The sequence below is a fragment of the Paraburkholderia bryophila genome (assembly GCF_013409255.1).
Classification (GTDB): Bacteria; Pseudomonadota; Gammaproteobacteria; order Burkholderiales; family Burkholderiaceae; genus Paraburkholderia.
On record NZ_JACCAS010000001.1, the window covers coordinates 2,155,372 to 2,170,708 of the forward strand.

Annotated in this window: 16 protein-coding genes and 1 tRNA gene; 16 read left to right on the forward strand and 1 reads right to left on the reverse strand. The window is 57.1% G+C overall.

Annotated features, from left to right (window positions below; translation table 11 throughout):
* Positions 1–152 precede the first annotated feature (152 nt).
* The 8 genes from tolQ to GGD40_RS09600 all read left to right on the forward strand — a co-directional run bounded on the left by tolQ (position 153) and on the right by GGD40_RS09600 (position 7,134).
* On the forward strand, positions 153–830 hold the full coding sequence (gene tolQ / locus GGD40_RS09565; protein ID WP_012431821.1) for a protein TolQ: 678 nt from the start codon (positions 153–155) through the stop codon (positions 828–830).
* A gap of 10 nt (positions 831–840) precedes the next feature.
* Complete coding sequence (tolR, locus tag GGD40_RS09570; protein WP_105507336.1) at positions 841–1,287, forward strand: protein TolR; 447 nt, start codon at positions 841–843, stop codon at positions 1,285–1,287.
* Positions 1,284–2,300 (forward strand): cell envelope integrity protein TolA, encoded by a 1,017-nt coding sequence (tolA, locus tag GGD40_RS09575; protein WP_179743479.1) that lies wholly within the window; start codon positions 1,284–1,286, stop codon positions 2,298–2,300. The genes tolR and tolA overlap by 4 nt, the downstream gene beginning before the upstream one ends.
* Positions 2,301–2,440: 140 nt before the next feature.
* The gene (gene tolB / locus GGD40_RS09580; RefSeq protein ID WP_179706749.1) at positions 2,441–3,733 is read left to right on the forward strand and encodes a Tol-Pal system beta propeller repeat protein TolB; all 1,293 of its coding nucleotides are present in this window, start codon (positions 2,441–2,443) and stop codon (positions 3,731–3,733) included.
* Between the two features lie 32 nt (positions 3,734–3,765).
* Positions 3,766–4,275: a peptidoglycan-associated lipoprotein Pal gene (pal, locus tag GGD40_RS09585; protein ID WP_179706751.1), complete on the forward strand. Its 510-nt coding sequence runs from the start codon at positions 3,766–3,768 to the stop codon at positions 4,273–4,275.
* 19 nt (positions 4,276–4,294) lie between these two features.
* Positions 4,295–5,044 carry a tol-pal system protein YbgF gene (gene ybgF / locus GGD40_RS09590; protein ID WP_179706753.1) on the forward strand — a complete coding sequence of 250 codons (750 nt, stop codon included), beginning with the start codon at positions 4,295–4,297 and terminating at the stop codon, positions 5,042–5,044.
* Positions 5,045–5,243: 199 nt separating this feature from the next.
* Positions 5,244–5,319: transfer RNA gene (locus GGD40_RS09595), tRNA-Lys, on the forward strand.
* 357 nt (positions 5,320–5,676) lie between these two features.
* Positions 5,677–7,134, forward strand: a complete 1,458-nt coding sequence (locus tag GGD40_RS09600) for an Eco57I restriction-modification methylase domain-containing protein (RefSeq protein WP_179743480.1) — start codon at positions 5,677–5,679, stop codon at positions 7,132–7,134.
* On the opposite strand, the gene GGD40_RS09605 is transcribed toward GGD40_RS09600, so the two are convergent.
* A complete protein-coding gene (locus GGD40_RS09605) occupies positions 7,129–8,139 on the reverse strand; it encodes a BsuBI/PstI family type II restriction endonuclease (RefSeq protein WP_179743481.1) in 1,011 nt (336 codons plus the stop codon). The two genes, GGD40_RS09600 and GGD40_RS09605, sit on opposite strands and share 6 nt — an antisense overlap.
* Positions 8,140–8,944: 805 nt before the next feature.
* On the opposite strand from GGD40_RS09605, the gene GGD40_RS09610 reads away from it, so the two are divergent.
* From GGD40_RS09610 to GGD40_RS09645, 8 genes are all read left to right on the forward strand, one after another.
* Positions 8,945–9,694 carry a hypothetical protein gene (locus GGD40_RS09610; RefSeq protein WP_179743482.1) on the forward strand — a complete coding sequence of 250 codons (750 nt, stop codon included), beginning with the start codon at positions 8,945–8,947 and terminating at the stop codon, positions 9,692–9,694.
* A 3-nt stretch (positions 9,695–9,697) separates the two neighbouring features.
* Positions 9,698–10,456 carry a DeoR family transcriptional regulator gene (locus GGD40_RS09615; RefSeq protein WP_179743483.1) on the forward strand — a complete coding sequence of 253 codons (759 nt, stop codon included), beginning with the start codon at positions 9,698–9,700 and terminating at the stop codon, positions 10,454–10,456.
* 30 nt (positions 10,457–10,486) lie between these two features.
* Positions 10,487–10,801, forward strand: a complete 315-nt coding sequence (locus GGD40_RS09620; protein WP_179743484.1) for a hypothetical protein — start codon at positions 10,487–10,489, stop codon at positions 10,799–10,801.
* A gap of 276 nt (positions 10,802–11,077) precedes the next feature.
* Complete coding sequence (locus GGD40_RS09625) at positions 11,078–11,218, forward strand: hypothetical protein (protein ID WP_179743485.1); 141 nt, start codon at positions 11,078–11,080, stop codon at positions 11,216–11,218.
* 890 nt (positions 11,219–12,108) lie between these two features.
* Entirely contained in the window at positions 12,109–12,657 is a 549-nt protein-coding gene (locus GGD40_RS09630; RefSeq protein WP_179743486.1) for a hypothetical protein, read from the forward strand.
* A gap of 12 nt (positions 12,658–12,669) precedes the next feature.
* Positions 12,670–13,248, forward strand: a complete 579-nt coding sequence (locus tag GGD40_RS09635) for a hypothetical protein (protein ID WP_179743487.1) — start codon at positions 12,670–12,672, stop codon at positions 13,246–13,248.
* Between the two features lie 38 nt (positions 13,249–13,286).
* Complete coding sequence (locus tag GGD40_RS09640; RefSeq protein ID WP_179743488.1) at positions 13,287–13,478, forward strand: hypothetical protein; 192 nt, start codon at positions 13,287–13,289, stop codon at positions 13,476–13,478.
* 633 nt (positions 13,479–14,111) lie between these two features.
* Positions 14,112–15,260 (forward strand): tyrosine-type recombinase/integrase, encoded by a 1,149-nt coding sequence (locus tag GGD40_RS09645; RefSeq protein ID WP_179743489.1) that lies wholly within the window; start codon positions 14,112–14,114, stop codon positions 15,258–15,260.
* Positions 15,261–15,337: the final 77 nt, after the last annotated feature.

A 15,337-nucleotide genomic window follows, 5' to 3' on the forward strand; every position in this document is an offset into this window, starting at 1 on the left:
CCGTTGTTACGGGGCCAGTGAACTCATATCGATCTAGCAACACAAAGCATGGTTCGGCTTGCAATCTCGCCGATGCTTCCGTTTTGCTCACGGCAAGCTTCGACTGACCTTGCAGCCGGACGCCCCCTTCCGGGACGTTAAAACGAACCTTTATGAACACTACACAAGATCTGTCGATCGTTTCACTCGTACTCAATGCGAGCCTGCTAGCGCAGGCCGTGATGGCGCTGCTGCTGTTGCTGTCGCTGTTGTCGTGGACTTTCATCTTCCGCAAGTGGTTTGCGATCCGCCGGGCGCGCGCGCAAACTGAACGCTTCGAACGCGATTTCTGGTCGGGCGGCGACCTGCAGGCGCTGTATCAAAGCGCGGCCAACAACCGCCATACGATCGGCGCGCTGGAACGCATTTTCGAGTCCGGCATGCGCGAATTCCTGAAGGGCAAGGAAAAACGTCTGAATGACTCGGGCGCGATTCTTGACGGCGCACGGCGCGCCATGCGCGCCGCGTTCCAGCGTGAAATGGACGTGCTCGAGGCCAATCTCGCGTTTCTCGCGTCGGTCGGCTCGGTCAGCCCATATATCGGTCTGTTCGGCACGGTGTGGGGGATCATGAACGCGTTCCGCGGCCTCGCCAACGTGCAGCAGGCCACGCTGGCGAACGTCGCGCCGGGTATCGCCGAAGCGCTGACCGCCACCGCGATCGGCCTGTTCGCCGCGATTCCGGCCGTGGTGGCCTATAACCGCTACGCGCACGACATCGATCGTCTGGCGATCCGCTTCGAGACCTTCATCGAAGAGTTCTCGAACATTCTGCAGCGCCAGGCACAGTAAGGAGTCCACGATGGCAGGCTCTCGTTCCTCCAGCATGCGCGGCAGCCGTCAGCGCCGCGCCATGGCCGACATCAACGTCGTGCCGTATATCGACGTGATGCTCGTGCTGCTCGTGATCTTCATGGTGACCGCGCCGCTGGTCGCTCCGTCGATCGTCAATCTGCCCACTGTCGGCGGCGCCGCGCCGCAACAGCAAACGCCGCCCGTGATCGTGAACATCCGCGCGGACGGCAACATGAGCGTCAAATACAAGGACGATTCCGGCGCGCAGCAGCAGGAAGACATGACGAAGGCTGATCTGAAAGGCTTCATCGCCGATCGTGCGCAAGCGCATCCCGATCAGCCGGTCGTGATCGCCGCCGACAAAACCGTGAAGTACGAAGTTGTAATGAACGTGATGTCCGAGCTGAAAGGCGAAGGCGTCAAACGCGTTGGATTGCTCGTCAAATCGCAATGATCCGCAAGAATCCCGACTACCCGCTCCAGCCACCGCGCGAACGCGGCACCTGGCGAGCCTTTGTGTTCGCGCTGGTGATGCACGCGTTGCTCGGGTTCTTCCTGTATCACGGCATTCAGTGGCAAAACAGTACGCCGGAAGGCGCGGAAGCCGAGTTGTGGACCGAGGTGCCGGATACGGCCATTCCGCGTCCGGTTCCGCCACCGCCGCCCGTGCCGGTCGCCCCTGCCCCGCCGCTGCCGGACGAACAGGCCGACATCGCGTTGCAGGAAAAGAAACGCCAGCAACAGGAAGCGGCTCGTCAGGCGCAACTGGCTGAGCTGTTGCGTCAGCAAAAGTTGCAGGCCCAGCAAGAAGCCGAGGCGAAACGTCAGCAGCAACTGGCGGCCGACCAGGCTGCGCAACTCGCCGCACAAAAGGCTACGGCAGCCAAACAGAAGCAGCAGCAACAGCAGCAGGCCGACAAGCTCAAGCAACAGCAACTGGCCGATCAGCAAAAGCAACAGCTGAAAGAACAGCAGCAGGAACAGCAGAAGCAAGCCGATGCTGAAGCGGCGCAGAAGAAGGCCGATGCGCAGAAAGCGGCGAAGGCCAAAGCTCAAGCCGACGCTACGGCCCAAGCCAAGAAGGTGGATTCGGAACGCCGCGCGCGTCTCGCGCAGATGATGCAAGGTTCGGCCGGCGGAACAGGCTCGACCGATGGGCTTGGCAAGAGCGGCACGGGCACCGGCTCGGGTGGCACGGCGACATCGCCGGGTTACTCGGACAAGGTCCGCCGTGCAGTGCGCCCGCACATTTCGTGGGGGGGTGAAACGGCCGGTCTGGAAACCGTTGTTTCCGTGCGTTGCTCGCCGACCGGCACCCTGCTCGACGCAACGATCCAGCGCGGCAGCGGAAACTCGGCGTGGGACGACGCTGCTTTGCGCGCCGTCCAGCGTACCGACCCGATGCCTCAGGATATCAACGGCAAGACGCCGACGAGCTTCCTGATTACCTTGAAGCCGGCAGGTTGATTTCAGCAGCATGACAGTCAGTTGACAGCAGACCTGGCGCCTCGCCCAGCGTGGCGCCACTCGGGAACGAATTAGTGCTTTCCGGGTCTGTCTGCTGTCGTGAAGTGTTAGTAAAACCGTTTTTGGGGAAACCATACAGCATGAGTTTGATGACCAAGCTAGGCCTGCGGACACTGGTAGCGTCGTGCCTGATCGCCGTCGGCGGTGCCGCCAACGCACAACTCAACGTCCTCGTGACGGGCGTCGGGTCAACCCAGTTTCCGATCGCAACGGCGAATTTCGCCAATGAAGCGAACTCGCCGCAACAGGTCAGCACGATCGTGCGTCAGGATCTGCAACGCAGCGGCAAGTTCACGAACATCGACGCGGGCGCCACGCCTGTCGCCGAAACCGATTCCGTCGACCTCGGCAGCTGGAAGGCCAAGGGCGCCAACGCGTTCGTCTCAGGCAGCGTGAACCGTCTGCCGAACGGTCAGTACGAAGTGCGTTTCAAACTGTACGACACGGTCAAGGGCGAAAGCCTCGGCGGCCTCGTACTCGTGAGCCCGGAAAGCGGGTTGCGCATGAGCGCGCATAAAGTTGCCGACTACATTTACGCCAAGCTGATGGGTGGCCGCGGTGTGTTCGCTACGCGTCTGTCGTACGTGATCAAGACCGGTGGCCGTTACCAGTTGCAGATTTCCGATTCGGACGGCCAGGACGCGCACATCGCGCTGTCGAGCCCCGAGCCGATCATCTCGCCGGCCTGGTCGCCTGACGGCACCAAGGTCGCTTATGTGTCGTTCGAAAAGAAGAAGCCGATCGTCTACATTCACGACCTGCCTACGGGCCGCCGTGTAGTCATCTCGGATCAGAAGGGCAACAACAGTGCGCCGGCGTGGTCGCCGGACGGCCGCACGCTGGCCGTCGCGCTCTCGCGCACCGGCAATACGCAGATTTTCGCTGTCAATGCAGATGGCAGCGGCCTGCGCCGTCTCACGCAAGGCAGCTCGATCGACACCGAACCGGCCTACTCGCCCGACGGCCAGTCGATCTATTTCACGAGCGACCGCGGCGGCCAGCCGCAAATCTACAAGATGTCGGCTCAAGGCGAAAACGCCGGCGCCGCGCAACGCGTCACGTTCACGGGCAGCTACAACACCAGCCCGCGCGTCAGCCCGGACGGCAAACAGCTCGCTTATATCTCGCGCGTCGGCGGCGGGTTCAAGCTTTATATCCAGGACCTGCAAGGCAATACCGCCACAGGCCTGACGGACACGACACATGACGAATCGCCGAGCTTCGCGGCGAACGGTCAGTACATTCTTTACGCCACACAGGTGAACGGCCGTGGCGTGTTGGCCGCAGTATCGACCGACGGTCGCACTCGGCAGGTCCTGTCCGTTCAGGGTGGCAGCGTACGCGAGCCATCCTGGGGCCCGTTTATGCAATAACGTTGATGCAATAACACAAGGAGAGTAACCAAATGATGACCAAACTTCGTTTCGCCTTTGCCGTATTGATGCTCGGCGCACTGGCAGCATGCCACTCGGGCGTCAAGCTCGACGAAAACGCTAACAAGGGTGGTGCAGTCTCGACGCAACCGAACCCGACCGATGTCGCACAGGTCAACGTCGATCCGCTGAACGATCCGAACAGCCCGCTGGCCAAGCGCAGCATTTACTTCGACTTCGACAGCTACTCGGTCAAAGACGACTACCAGTCGCTGCTGCAACAACACGCGCAATACCTGAAGAGCCACCCGCAACGTCACGTCCTGATCCAGGGTAACACCGACGAACGCGGCACCAGCGAGTACAACCTGGCACTCGGCCAGAAGCGTGCTGAAGCTGTGCGTCGCTCGCTGTCGCTGATGGGCGTGGCAGACTCGCAAATGGAAGCCGTGAGCCTGGGCAAGGAAAAGCCGCAAGCTGACGGTCATGACGAATCGTCGTGGGCACAAAACCGCCGCGCCGACCTCGTGTACCAACAGTAAGTAACGGGTGATGAGCCGAATGACGCATCGTTTCTCCTGGCTGCGGTTTGCCGCAGCGGCCTGTGTCGCAGGCACCGCCTTCGTGACGGTGCCCGCGCATGCGGGCATCTTCGACGACGATCAGGCCCGCCAGGCCATCCTGGATCTGCGTTCGAAGACCGATAGCCTGTCGAGCCAGTTGTCGGCCGCACAGCGTACGATCCTCGATCAGTCCAACCGTCTCGACCAGCTCAACCAGCAGGTCGCTACGCTGCGTGGACAGAACGAGGACATGGGCAACCAGCTCACCACGCTGCAAAAACAGCAGAAGGACTACTACACCGATCTGGACACGCGGCTGAAGAAATTCGAGCCGCAGCAACAGACAGTGGACGGCGTCCAGGGTGAGGTTCAGCCCGGTGAAACCGATTCGTTCAACGCGGCTTCGCAGCAGTTCCGCAGTGGCGATTTCAAGAATGCGGCCGCGTCGTTCCGCACTTTCATCTCCAAGTTTCCGAACAGTCCTTACCAGCCGACCGCGCAGTACTGGCTCGGCAACGCGCTGTATGCACTGCGCGACTACAAGGGCTCAACGGCGACCTGGCAAGGTGTGGTGAAGAACTACCCGCAGCATCCGCGTGCGCCCGATTCACTGATGGCGATTGCGAACAATCAGCTCGAGCAAGGTCAGAAGGCTGCGGCCAAGAAGACGCTCGAGCAGATCGTGGCGCAATACAGTGGCTCGGACGTCGCGCAGTCGGCTCAGAGCAAGCTGTCGCAGATCAAGTAGTTCTGATGGTTGAGTATTGAGTAGCACGCAGTTGCAGGCAGTAACGCGCAGTGCCCGACGTCATAGTCACGCGCGCCTCTCGCTGAAAAGCCCGGGTAGCGATACCCGGGCTTTTCACTATATGAAGTAGTGGTAGCTCGATGGGTCGCTATGGGTTGACATCCCGCCGAGGCTATCGCTATAATCTCGCTTCTCTTTTGGGTCGTTAGCTCAGCTGGTAGAGCAGCGGACTTTTAATCCGTTGGTCACAGGTTCGAATCCCGTACGGCCTACCAAAGACATGAAGGCCGGTTAGCGAAAGCTGACCGGCCTTTTTCTTTTCTCCGGGTCATTTCCAGGTGAAAGATCCGCTCCCCCTCCTCCCCCTGCCAAACTACGAAGCAGCCCAGTTAGCAAAAGTTGCGCCGCCTCGCCCCTCATTTTGATGCGAGCAAAGACTGCTGCGTACTTTAATATAGGCACACTTCGGAAGCGGCGCGCTGTCGCGCAGCGCAGAGTAAAGCGAGCACCACGCGTCTTCGCCAGCGCGTCGCAAACGTCGCAAATAGACTTAGCTAGAGATTTTTTCGATGACCCTACTAGAAATTCCTACCTCACCTACTGCGGGCCTCGACGCAGCGGATCGGCAACGAATGGACATCATCGAAGGTGCTGCGACGTCCCTGCGGAGCGAGCTCGGTCAATTCATGACTCCAGCCCGGATCGCATCCTTCATGGCCGGAATGTTTGATGAGCTTCCTTCGGAAGTCCGGCTTCTCGACGCAGGAGCGGGCTTAGGCGCTCTGTCAGCCGCTTTCGTGCGCCATGCATGCAAGACTAGCCCCCGTACTCGGAGCATCAGAATAACGGCGGTAGAAGTCGACGAAACGTTGACAGCCCGCCTGGAAAAGACACTCGAAGCGTGTGCGGAAGAGTGTGTCCAAGCCGGAATTTTATTCCAGTACGAAATACTCAACGTTGATTTTATCCAGCATTCCGCCGAACAAGTGCATGGATTTAAGGACGCTCAATTCAACTGCTCGATCCTGAATCCACCCTACTTGAAAATCAACGCTGGATCAGCGGCACGCAGCGCACTTCGCTCAATGCGAATCGAGACGACGAATCTGTATGCAGCTTTCGTGGCCGTCGCAATCAAGCAAATTGAGCCGGAGGGGCAACTAGTCGCCATCACTCCTCGTAGCTTCTGCAATGGAGCATATTTTGAGCCGTTTCGTCGGCTCCTGCTGGCGGAAACGTCGGTACGCAAAGTCCACCTGTTCGATTCGCGAAGCAAAGCGTTCAAGGACGATTCCGTCCTGCAGGAAAACATCATCTTCCAACTATCTGTTTCTGCATCGAGCCAAGAAGCCGTGCAGGTCTCGTTTGGCGATGACCCTGATAGAGATCGCACACCGTCACGCGATCTCGCATTTAACGAAATGGTGCTTCCCGAGGACCCGCACAAGTTCTTCCGGCTACCTGTTACAACTGAAGATGAAGCGCTCGCAATCCGCGTCCGAATGCTCCCTAACACTCTGAAGGCACTCGGAGTAACGGTGTCAACCGGTCGAGTTGTTGACTTCCGAACCGCCGAAAATTTGCGATCAGATCCTAGCGACGGCACGGTACCGCTGCTTTACCCGATGCATTTGAAGGATGGCGTCATATGCTGGCCAGTCGAAGGTAGCAAAAAACCCAACGCCCTCGCATACAACGCTGAAACTCGCAATTTGACTGTGCCGTCAGGCTACTATGCCCTTGTAAAAAGGTTTTCATCGAAGGAAGAAAAGCGACGTGTCGTCGCCGCGCTTTTTGATCCGAACAGGCTGAACGCTAGTCACATTGGCTTCGAAAACAAACTGAACTATATGCACTTTGCTGGCGCGGGCCTTCCTGAAGATCTTGCAAAAGGGCTAGTGATTTTCCTTAACTCGACCGCCGTAGACCAATACTTCCGGCAATTCAGCGGTCATACGCAAGTCAACGCCACTGACTTGCGCAACCTACACTATCCGACGATCAAAGCACTCCAGAAGCTCGGCGCAAGTTTCGGCGAACGGATCCCCTCGCAAGAAGAGATCGACCGACTCATCGAACCCCTGCTATAGCCCTGTCGGGAATGACTCGACGAGGAGATGCCTCGCCGGGTCTTCCTGGATCCAAATGTAACTGTCAACGGCCACGTTTCCGTGAGCCGCCTGCCGAGCACCAGCTTCACGCCATGTGCGATAAGTGGTCGTGAAACCGATTCCGGCCTTACCGCACCGATTGGCCATGCCGATCAGTTGCGTCATCTTGTGCATGTCAACCTCGCCATCACTTGTAACAGCCTCGATTACCCAAAGCCAATCCAACTCGGGGTTGTGCAAAAGGACATCCGGCATTGCATCCCCGAGTAGCAAGTGGACACCCGCACGTGCGAAATTCGCCCGATCTTCTTCGGTGATGCGGTCGCCATCACCATCGTCAACATAGATCACGTTGTATCCCGGCAGGAAGCGCGCAGCATAATACGAGATGCTGGCCTGAATGAGTTCGCTGTGACCGCGATCTACAAGGAGACGAGATGCCTCGACCATCGAAGCCTGAAACTCTCTTCGGACTCTGGCTGCATCCAGACTTGTCCATGCGCTTAACAGCCCTTCCCATTGACCATCGGGCGCTCGCAAAATCGCTTTAAACTCTTCCGATAGGCGGTACGAAGAATTCGGCGACTTGGCTTTTACATGCCCAAATATGAAACGTTGTTCATGCAACAACACTGGCTCAATGCCTCCGAGTTCTCGGAGCGGTTTGATCCAGTAATCTCGCCCTTCTCGATCAAGCTTTCCACCACCGCGCTGCAAAATGCCAATATGGCAGGCTAGATGGGCAGTTGTCGCGCCATGGGAAAAGCGAGTCGCCGGCGGGACATTGGAAAACCAACTGTTTGTCTGATCGTCCAGAAGCGCGTACACCCCGTCAACCAGATCGACATTCGTTCCAAGATGCAGACGGGTTAATACTTGCCGGACCTTCTCCTTTGTAACTCCTTGAAAAGAGGAAGGAACCGCTTGCGGTGCTGTTTGCAGTCTCTCTGCGCGCATCCGCGCTACTTGATCGTGAAGGGCCATTGGTCTGTCAGTTATTGATATTGCACCAATGTTACCCCGTCCCACATTGCTCAGTCCAGCGAACACACCCGACCAGATTTCATACGCGCTAGCTGAGTGGGGCATACGCCCAACAATTCGAAAACACCAACGCGAATGCATACCATTGGCAAGGGTTTGAGGCTTTGACCTACTAGCTTGCCCCTGGTAGTCAATCGGAAAGCGCAACACTAATAGCCCCGTCGAATTGACGTCGATTTTGCCCCACCCCTCCCTCGACTGCCCTGCGCAGTGTAGTCTTCAACATGGGCTCCAATTTGAGTAATTGACGACGTTTAAACAGATGCGGGGAGGATACCTTGCGCCCTGCTCCCTTCACAGCCGATCAGGTAAGGTATCGTCGGCGTGTATCTTAGGCGTTTTCAGTTGCGCTGCCTTGTACCTCGGCTCCAAACGGCATGCACCGCGCGGCGCTAGTCCGTGCTACGCGAGTTCTCGCACAAAACGACCTACCCTCCCTCCACTCCCCCACTCCCGATCTGCTCCGAAGGCTGACAAAAGTGAGGGGAGGGGGTGCGAAAAAGTCCCATTCGGCAATTACGAGATCGCTGTGGACACGCCATGTCCACAATGCCGATTCCTTCTTCTGCAGCGACCTAATGCCCATATGATTTTTAGACCCGAAACCCCGCATTCACGGGGGTTAAGAACATGAGCGGAGTTTCTCCAAAACTCTTACGAAATTTAATTGCCGGCTTTGAAGATGGACAACGGGCGTCCAGCGCGGTGCCTAAGATCGGTGTCGCCTTCACCTCCACAACAGACGATGAATGCCCGCATACCCCTGATTACGCCCGATACCGGCCTGCTCCCTCTTCTGTCCACCGCAGACAAGGCCGACCTGGCGATACTGGTCCAACTGCTGAATAGAAGCAGCGACATCGACCTGAATCTGTACATCACAGACGGGCAGGACGTGGCACGCGAAGAGAGCCCGCTATCGGCGCACGACGTTGCCGCCGAAATCCAGCGCTCGGGCGGCAACTCCTTCGCGAATGCTCTTCGTGGGGGAAAGGGGGTGAAGTACATCGAAGTGGCTCGCGATGTCGCTAACCGGGTCGGCGTACCGCTTCCTGTCCATTCACCCGTGGACAGAATCGAACAGGCCATCGTTCGCAAACTCTTCCTCCAGGCCTACGAGCCCTTGTCCCTCGGAGATCGTCAAAGCGTTCTCGTTTCTGCTGGCATTGACGCGGATCGGCTACCTCCGGGCGTGACGCCGATGGTAGCCATACAGGCTGCATTTAGCATGGGCAATTTTGCCTCTTACCAGCTAACGCTCATCGTGACGCAGGCGGTCACCCGGCATGTGCTGGGGACGCACGTCAGCGCTTCCGCGAGGACACCGCTCGCCAGAGCGCTCGCCCTCTTCTCTGATTCGATCGGTCGCATCCTGACCTGTATCCTGACCGCGTGGGACATAGCGGGACCAGCATGGCGCGTCACGCTGCCCTGCGTGGTGTATGTGGCTCACTTGCGCCAGAAAACCGACCTTAAACCCCGCTACCGTCGATAACCCATGCGTCGCGCCCATCCCGACCGGATCAGACCGGGCAGTCGTATCGAGACGATACTCAAAAGCTTCATTACGTCAGGCCAGGTCAACGTCGCCGAACTGGCGCTGCTCTTCCACGTCAGTACGAAGACAATCAGGCGAGACATCAAGGGCACGCTGGGGTTCCTTCACCCTGAGCCAACACACGATGGCGGCTACCGGATCGACGCACGTCACCTCAATATCCTGACGAGTCGCGATCTTGAATTCTTCGTGGAGCAGGCTGGCATCGCGGGGCTCTTTCCAGTCGGCGGCATGAGTCTGTTCCGGCGACTGCACGACGGGACCTTGAAGCGGGCCTACGCCATTCAAGGCATACGCTTCGAAGATATGGCACAAAAGCGGCCCTTTTTCGCGGCTCTGGAACGGGCTATAGAAAAGCGCTTCATCGTAGACGTACGCCACGCAAATACCGCTTTTCAGGGCTTTTCGCCCTACAAGCTGGTCAATCATGTCGGCACGTGGTTTGTCGTCGGCGTACACGGGGCACGCCTCAAGGCGTTGTCCATGGCGACGATCGAATCGATATCCGCTACCGCCCAGTCTTACGAGTACGACGACGCCATTTCGTCGCAGATCTTGCATGACCCTACGCTATACGAAAGCACAGGCAATGTGTCTGTCGAACTACGGATATCCAGTACCATGGCCGAAGCTTTGGCCGGAACATCCCCCGATAAATCAGGTGAATGGATACCGGCACATGTCAGGGTAAAAAAGTAGCTATTTATCTCTTTAAATTAGGATCACTACATGAGCTACCTAAAGAATCTTCTCAACGCAATCATTGGCAAAACTACGGGAGAACCGGACCAACCATCCGCCTCGTCTGCGGCTCACTCGCACCCGATAGCAGAAGTGAAAACAGCAGCAAAGCCGGTACGGACAGACATTCCCGAACACGTTACAGCGCCATCGACAGGCGATCCGATCGCAAACGCCGTAAAGATCATCCGCAACATTAACGCCGAGAAGCCGGATAGCGACTACATTGGCTATGGTCCGAGACGAACCAATCTCTACCGCTCAAGAACCCGCAACCGGCAGCGCATGATGGCCGACAAGTAGGGAATACTGAAGTGGCGCACCGCAATAAACGATTACCGTCGGCGGGACAAACCCTTTACCGGCACCGCGTATAACACTTCACTAATCGGGAAGGCGTATGCTGGCACGGTCACCGGATACTTCGTGCCGTCTCGTGATGCTTGAGACAGGTTATACATTGTCATCATCCGCCTTCTTCTCTTGTCAGCGATGCATAAAGACATTACGTGTCGATGCTGGAAATGCACTCGGAAGCGATACGCCTTAGTACGTATGCGTGTCGCGACCGATCGTCTGATGCTCGCCAACTCGGAAATCGAGAAGACTCTTGCTACGCGCTGGGTGAACGCCTGGGCAAGTGCAATTGGCGATCTTTACTTTTCCGCGCTCACAGAAGAACGCCTGAACTCCACCGCCATCACCAGTAAGCCCACATAGACACGACACGTCATTAGAGGCATCGACTACGCACGGCGCGCCATGCAGAGAATGCCTCGGCTGGGACGCGTATATTTTGCTGTTTCGTGTATCCGATTATTAAACATAACTATAGACAGGCTCGACTCATGCAGAGCATCGCGCCTCCCCCGTTATTGTTTATTTAGTCAGGATATCCCATGTACCTCCATCGCTATCACCTAGTCGATTCACGCGCCCGATCCCAGATTGACCTTCAGAACCATCAGGCAGAAATACTGAGAGCATTTCGCTATGTCAGCTTCCTCGCCGGACGTATTACGGTCCTTGCGGACCGGTTCGAGTTCTGCACATCCCTACCGCTTACCCCCGCCGACGCCCGCAGTATGGGTCGCCAGATCGCAAGGTCAGCGACCACTCTCGCCTCACAGGCCGTCAAGGTCTACGTATCACATTCGGGTACCGCGCCGAAATCGACACAGTTGTTCAAGCGCCGACCGTAACAAACGGCATTTCAGGCAGACATTCTTCTTTTGAGGCTTACCGTGAGCCGCCCCCTAACCTGCCATGGTTAGGCGTAATTTCCTCAATCGAAGGATTCTCATGATCCACATCTCAGGCAATCGCAGCAGACCCCAACGTTCACGTTCGCGCTCCCGTTCCTCGAACGGACGCATCATCAACATCGACAGCGGTCCCATCGCCAACACTGTTCGGCGTGCCGTATTTCCCAAGGAACTGAGCTTTGGGGTCTTTTTCAGTTACCAGCGTTAATCCCCGTTAATCCCGCTTCTCCACGCAGCACAGCGCGTCGATCCCCGGTCGAACGCCTCTCTCTCCCTTATATCCCTGATGGCCCAAGCGGCCATCAGGGTCACCTTTTTGCCATTCCATCTGCATAGGAAATTGCCATGACCCAACCGTCCGAATCGAACCTGCTTCTCTTACGTAGCGCCAGTGCCCGTAAGGTCGGCACACGATCGACAGGCAGCATCCAGTATGTCCTGCTCTGCGATTCGGCTCACGAAAGCCTTTACATCAGGATCGCCTGCAACGAGGGAGGCGGCTATTTCTCTAAAGAAATAGTGCCGTTTACCCGGGCGAAGGAATGCGTCTCCGGCTTTAGTCCCGACAGGGCCATCCCGTCGAAGGTGTTCGCGCCAGCTTTCATTGGCCGCTCCAGTAACAACGCCGGGTTTCTTGCGGCCATCCTGCGTGCCGAGGAATTGCTCGCCGCCGCGCCGGGTACCGATTTTCAGCACGTTGTAACCGGTGACTGGAACGAATGGGAAGCAACCGCCCTGAAACTCGACGGCACACCGATACCCGCCGTTGAGGCTCCGATCGGGTCAGACGATGGCGCGCAATCCGAAAACGCATCGAACGATCGTCCGGAACATACGGAACATACAAAGCCCGAAAAAGGGCGAAAAGCACCTCGAAGCGGTGGCAGTCGATGAATGGAGGCAAGCATGCATCAAGGCCTCAAAGTGATCGAAAACAGCGTGAATCGGCACCTGCTACCGCGCATCAGCAGCGCCGACGCTTTCTCGCCCATGTTCCGGGACGCGCTCATGTCCGCTCAGCCTCACGCGGACAGCAATATTCCTCTTGCCGCACTACTTAGGGACTACTGCGCCGAGTACGAAATATGGCCCGACAACATTGCCGCCTGTCTGGCATTGCTGCGCACAGGCTGGTGCATGTTGCACACCGGAAGCCCAGTTTTCATGATGGGCTATTCCGTGACAAGGCAACGCTTTATCGCCAGTGCGGACACAGAGACGCCCGATGGCTGGACCGGGCTTACTGAATCCATCGCCACTCTCCTCCTCCTTCTGCTGGCCTCAGAAGAGCACGACCTTCCCGAGCATGTTGACGCCTGGGGCGTAATCCGGTTCAGGGACTTAGCGCTATTCGAGTTTCAGGCGCAGGACGAAACAACAGCCGCCCGCTACCGCAACTACCTCATCGGCAATCGTAGCGACCTGGACGAGTACGAACAGCGGTGCGCCCGCTCGTTCGCCCGCATCCGGGATTACATGCGTTAGCCCCGCTTTCTGGGTTCTTACTAACATTGGAGGTACGCATGACTTCACAGCAAACATTGACGGATGGGGAACGCAAGGTAGTCGCATCGTTAGACAGCAACCAGCGTGAGTTTTTCGAGGAGCGGGCAGCCATCATCGAAGAAGGCGATGGTGTGCCTCGAATCGAAGCAGAGCGTCAGGCGCTACTGCTCACCTGTCGCTGGTTCGACTTGCGGCCGCCAGCCGCATAGATAGCGCGTCGCAATGCGGGGAGTGGAGGGAGTGGACGCACAAAACTCGCCACCGGGCACGTGCCGACCGGAATTTACCCGGACAGCAGCGCAGCAGCACTTCCCGCCAGCAGTCCACCAATTCCCATCCCGCCGCATTTGTAACAAGTTGTAACTAATTCTGGCACTTGAAGGCGTTTTGAGACCCACGTTTTTCAGAATCGGGAGGCTGGTCAAACAGGCAGGTTCCGGTGGAGTTCCACCGGAAAAACTTGATAAGTAATGCGATTTAATTTTAAAAAAGCCACCTATATACCGGAGATATTGCGCAAAAAACCGGGGCTTGAATATTTTTACTGTGTACGTAGAATCCGTCCCGTCGATGCAGCAAACCGCGTTGAACACAACAGAAATCCCGCAATGGCGGAGGTCACAGGACGACGGGTAGTTCTTCGTCAGTTCCTGTGACCGCTCTTTAACAATTCGTACGCAGATTGAACCTGTAGGGCGCACCGGTCAGACGGCGGCGATTACCGGTTTCGTGGTAGCTCTTCCCATATGGTAATCGTCACTATCCTCTAATCCATCCAGATACCGGATCGGACCTTACGAGAGGTTCAATCAACGTATAATGTATATAGGACTCCTATAACAATGTCTAAAAAACTCGCGTTTACCAAACGCATCGTATCTGCGCTCGTCCACGATGGCCCCGGAAAATCAACCGAGTTCTCAGATTCGACCACTATTGGCCTGAAGCTCGAGGTGTACCCTTCCAGTAGAAAGATCTGGTTCTTTCGCTATACATTCGAAGGCCGAAAACGGGCCGTGCGGATCGGCGAATACCCGGCGATTGATCTGGACGAAGCACGATCAACCGCTTACCAGCATCGTGCAGACGTGGATCGGGGAATCAATCCGGCCGACGAAAAGCGGGCCAGACGTGAGGAGTTGACATTCCGTCAGTACGCTGACGACGTCTATATCCCTCACGCACAGGTCCACAAGAAGTCAGCCAAAGACGATATCGCCAAGCTTCACCTTCACATCTACAAGGTGTTTGGAGATCGGAAGCTATCGGCCGTGACCAAACAGGAGATTTCCACTTACCACGGGCAGGTCAAGCAGTCGCATAGTCCGGCATACGCCAATCGGCATCTCGCACTCATCAAGCGGATGCTGGGGCTGGCCGTGGAGTGGGGCTACCTGACTGCCAACGCGGCGCATGGAATCAAGCTCTTCAGGGAAGAGAACTGTCGTGAGACGTTTCTCTCCAAAGACGAAGCCAAGCGCCTTGTCGATGCCATGGCGAGCGATTCGAACCCGATCGCCTGTGCGGCATTGAAGATCATGTTACTGACGGGTGTACGCCGTCAGGAAGCCCTGTCGGCACGCTGGGTCAACGTCGATCTGGACGCCGGGATCTGGCTGCTTCCGAATACCAAAGCCCGAAAGCCCCGTCAGGTTGTACTCAGCGATGCGGCGCAGCAGGTACTTCATCATCTCCAGGCCAGCGCGATCAATTCTCCGTATGTATTCCCGGGCCGAGACCCGACGAAGCCGCTCTGTGACCCGAAGAAAACACTTCGGCGCTTACTGGCCGCAGCAGGTATCACCAAGCCGTTCCGCATTCACGACACACGGCATTCATTTGCGTCCCTGCTGATCGCGGACGGCACACCCCTGTACACCGTACAGAAGCTTTTGGGCCATGCTCAATCAAGTACCACCGAGCGTTACGCGCATCTGTCGCAGGGCAACCTGCGTGCAGGTGTCGAAGCCATTGGCCAGATGCTTGGCTAATGCCATTTCCCTGCCCCTCTTCCGGGGCATTTTTTCAGCAACTTTATGTTTTTTAAAAACCAAAGGATCATCACATC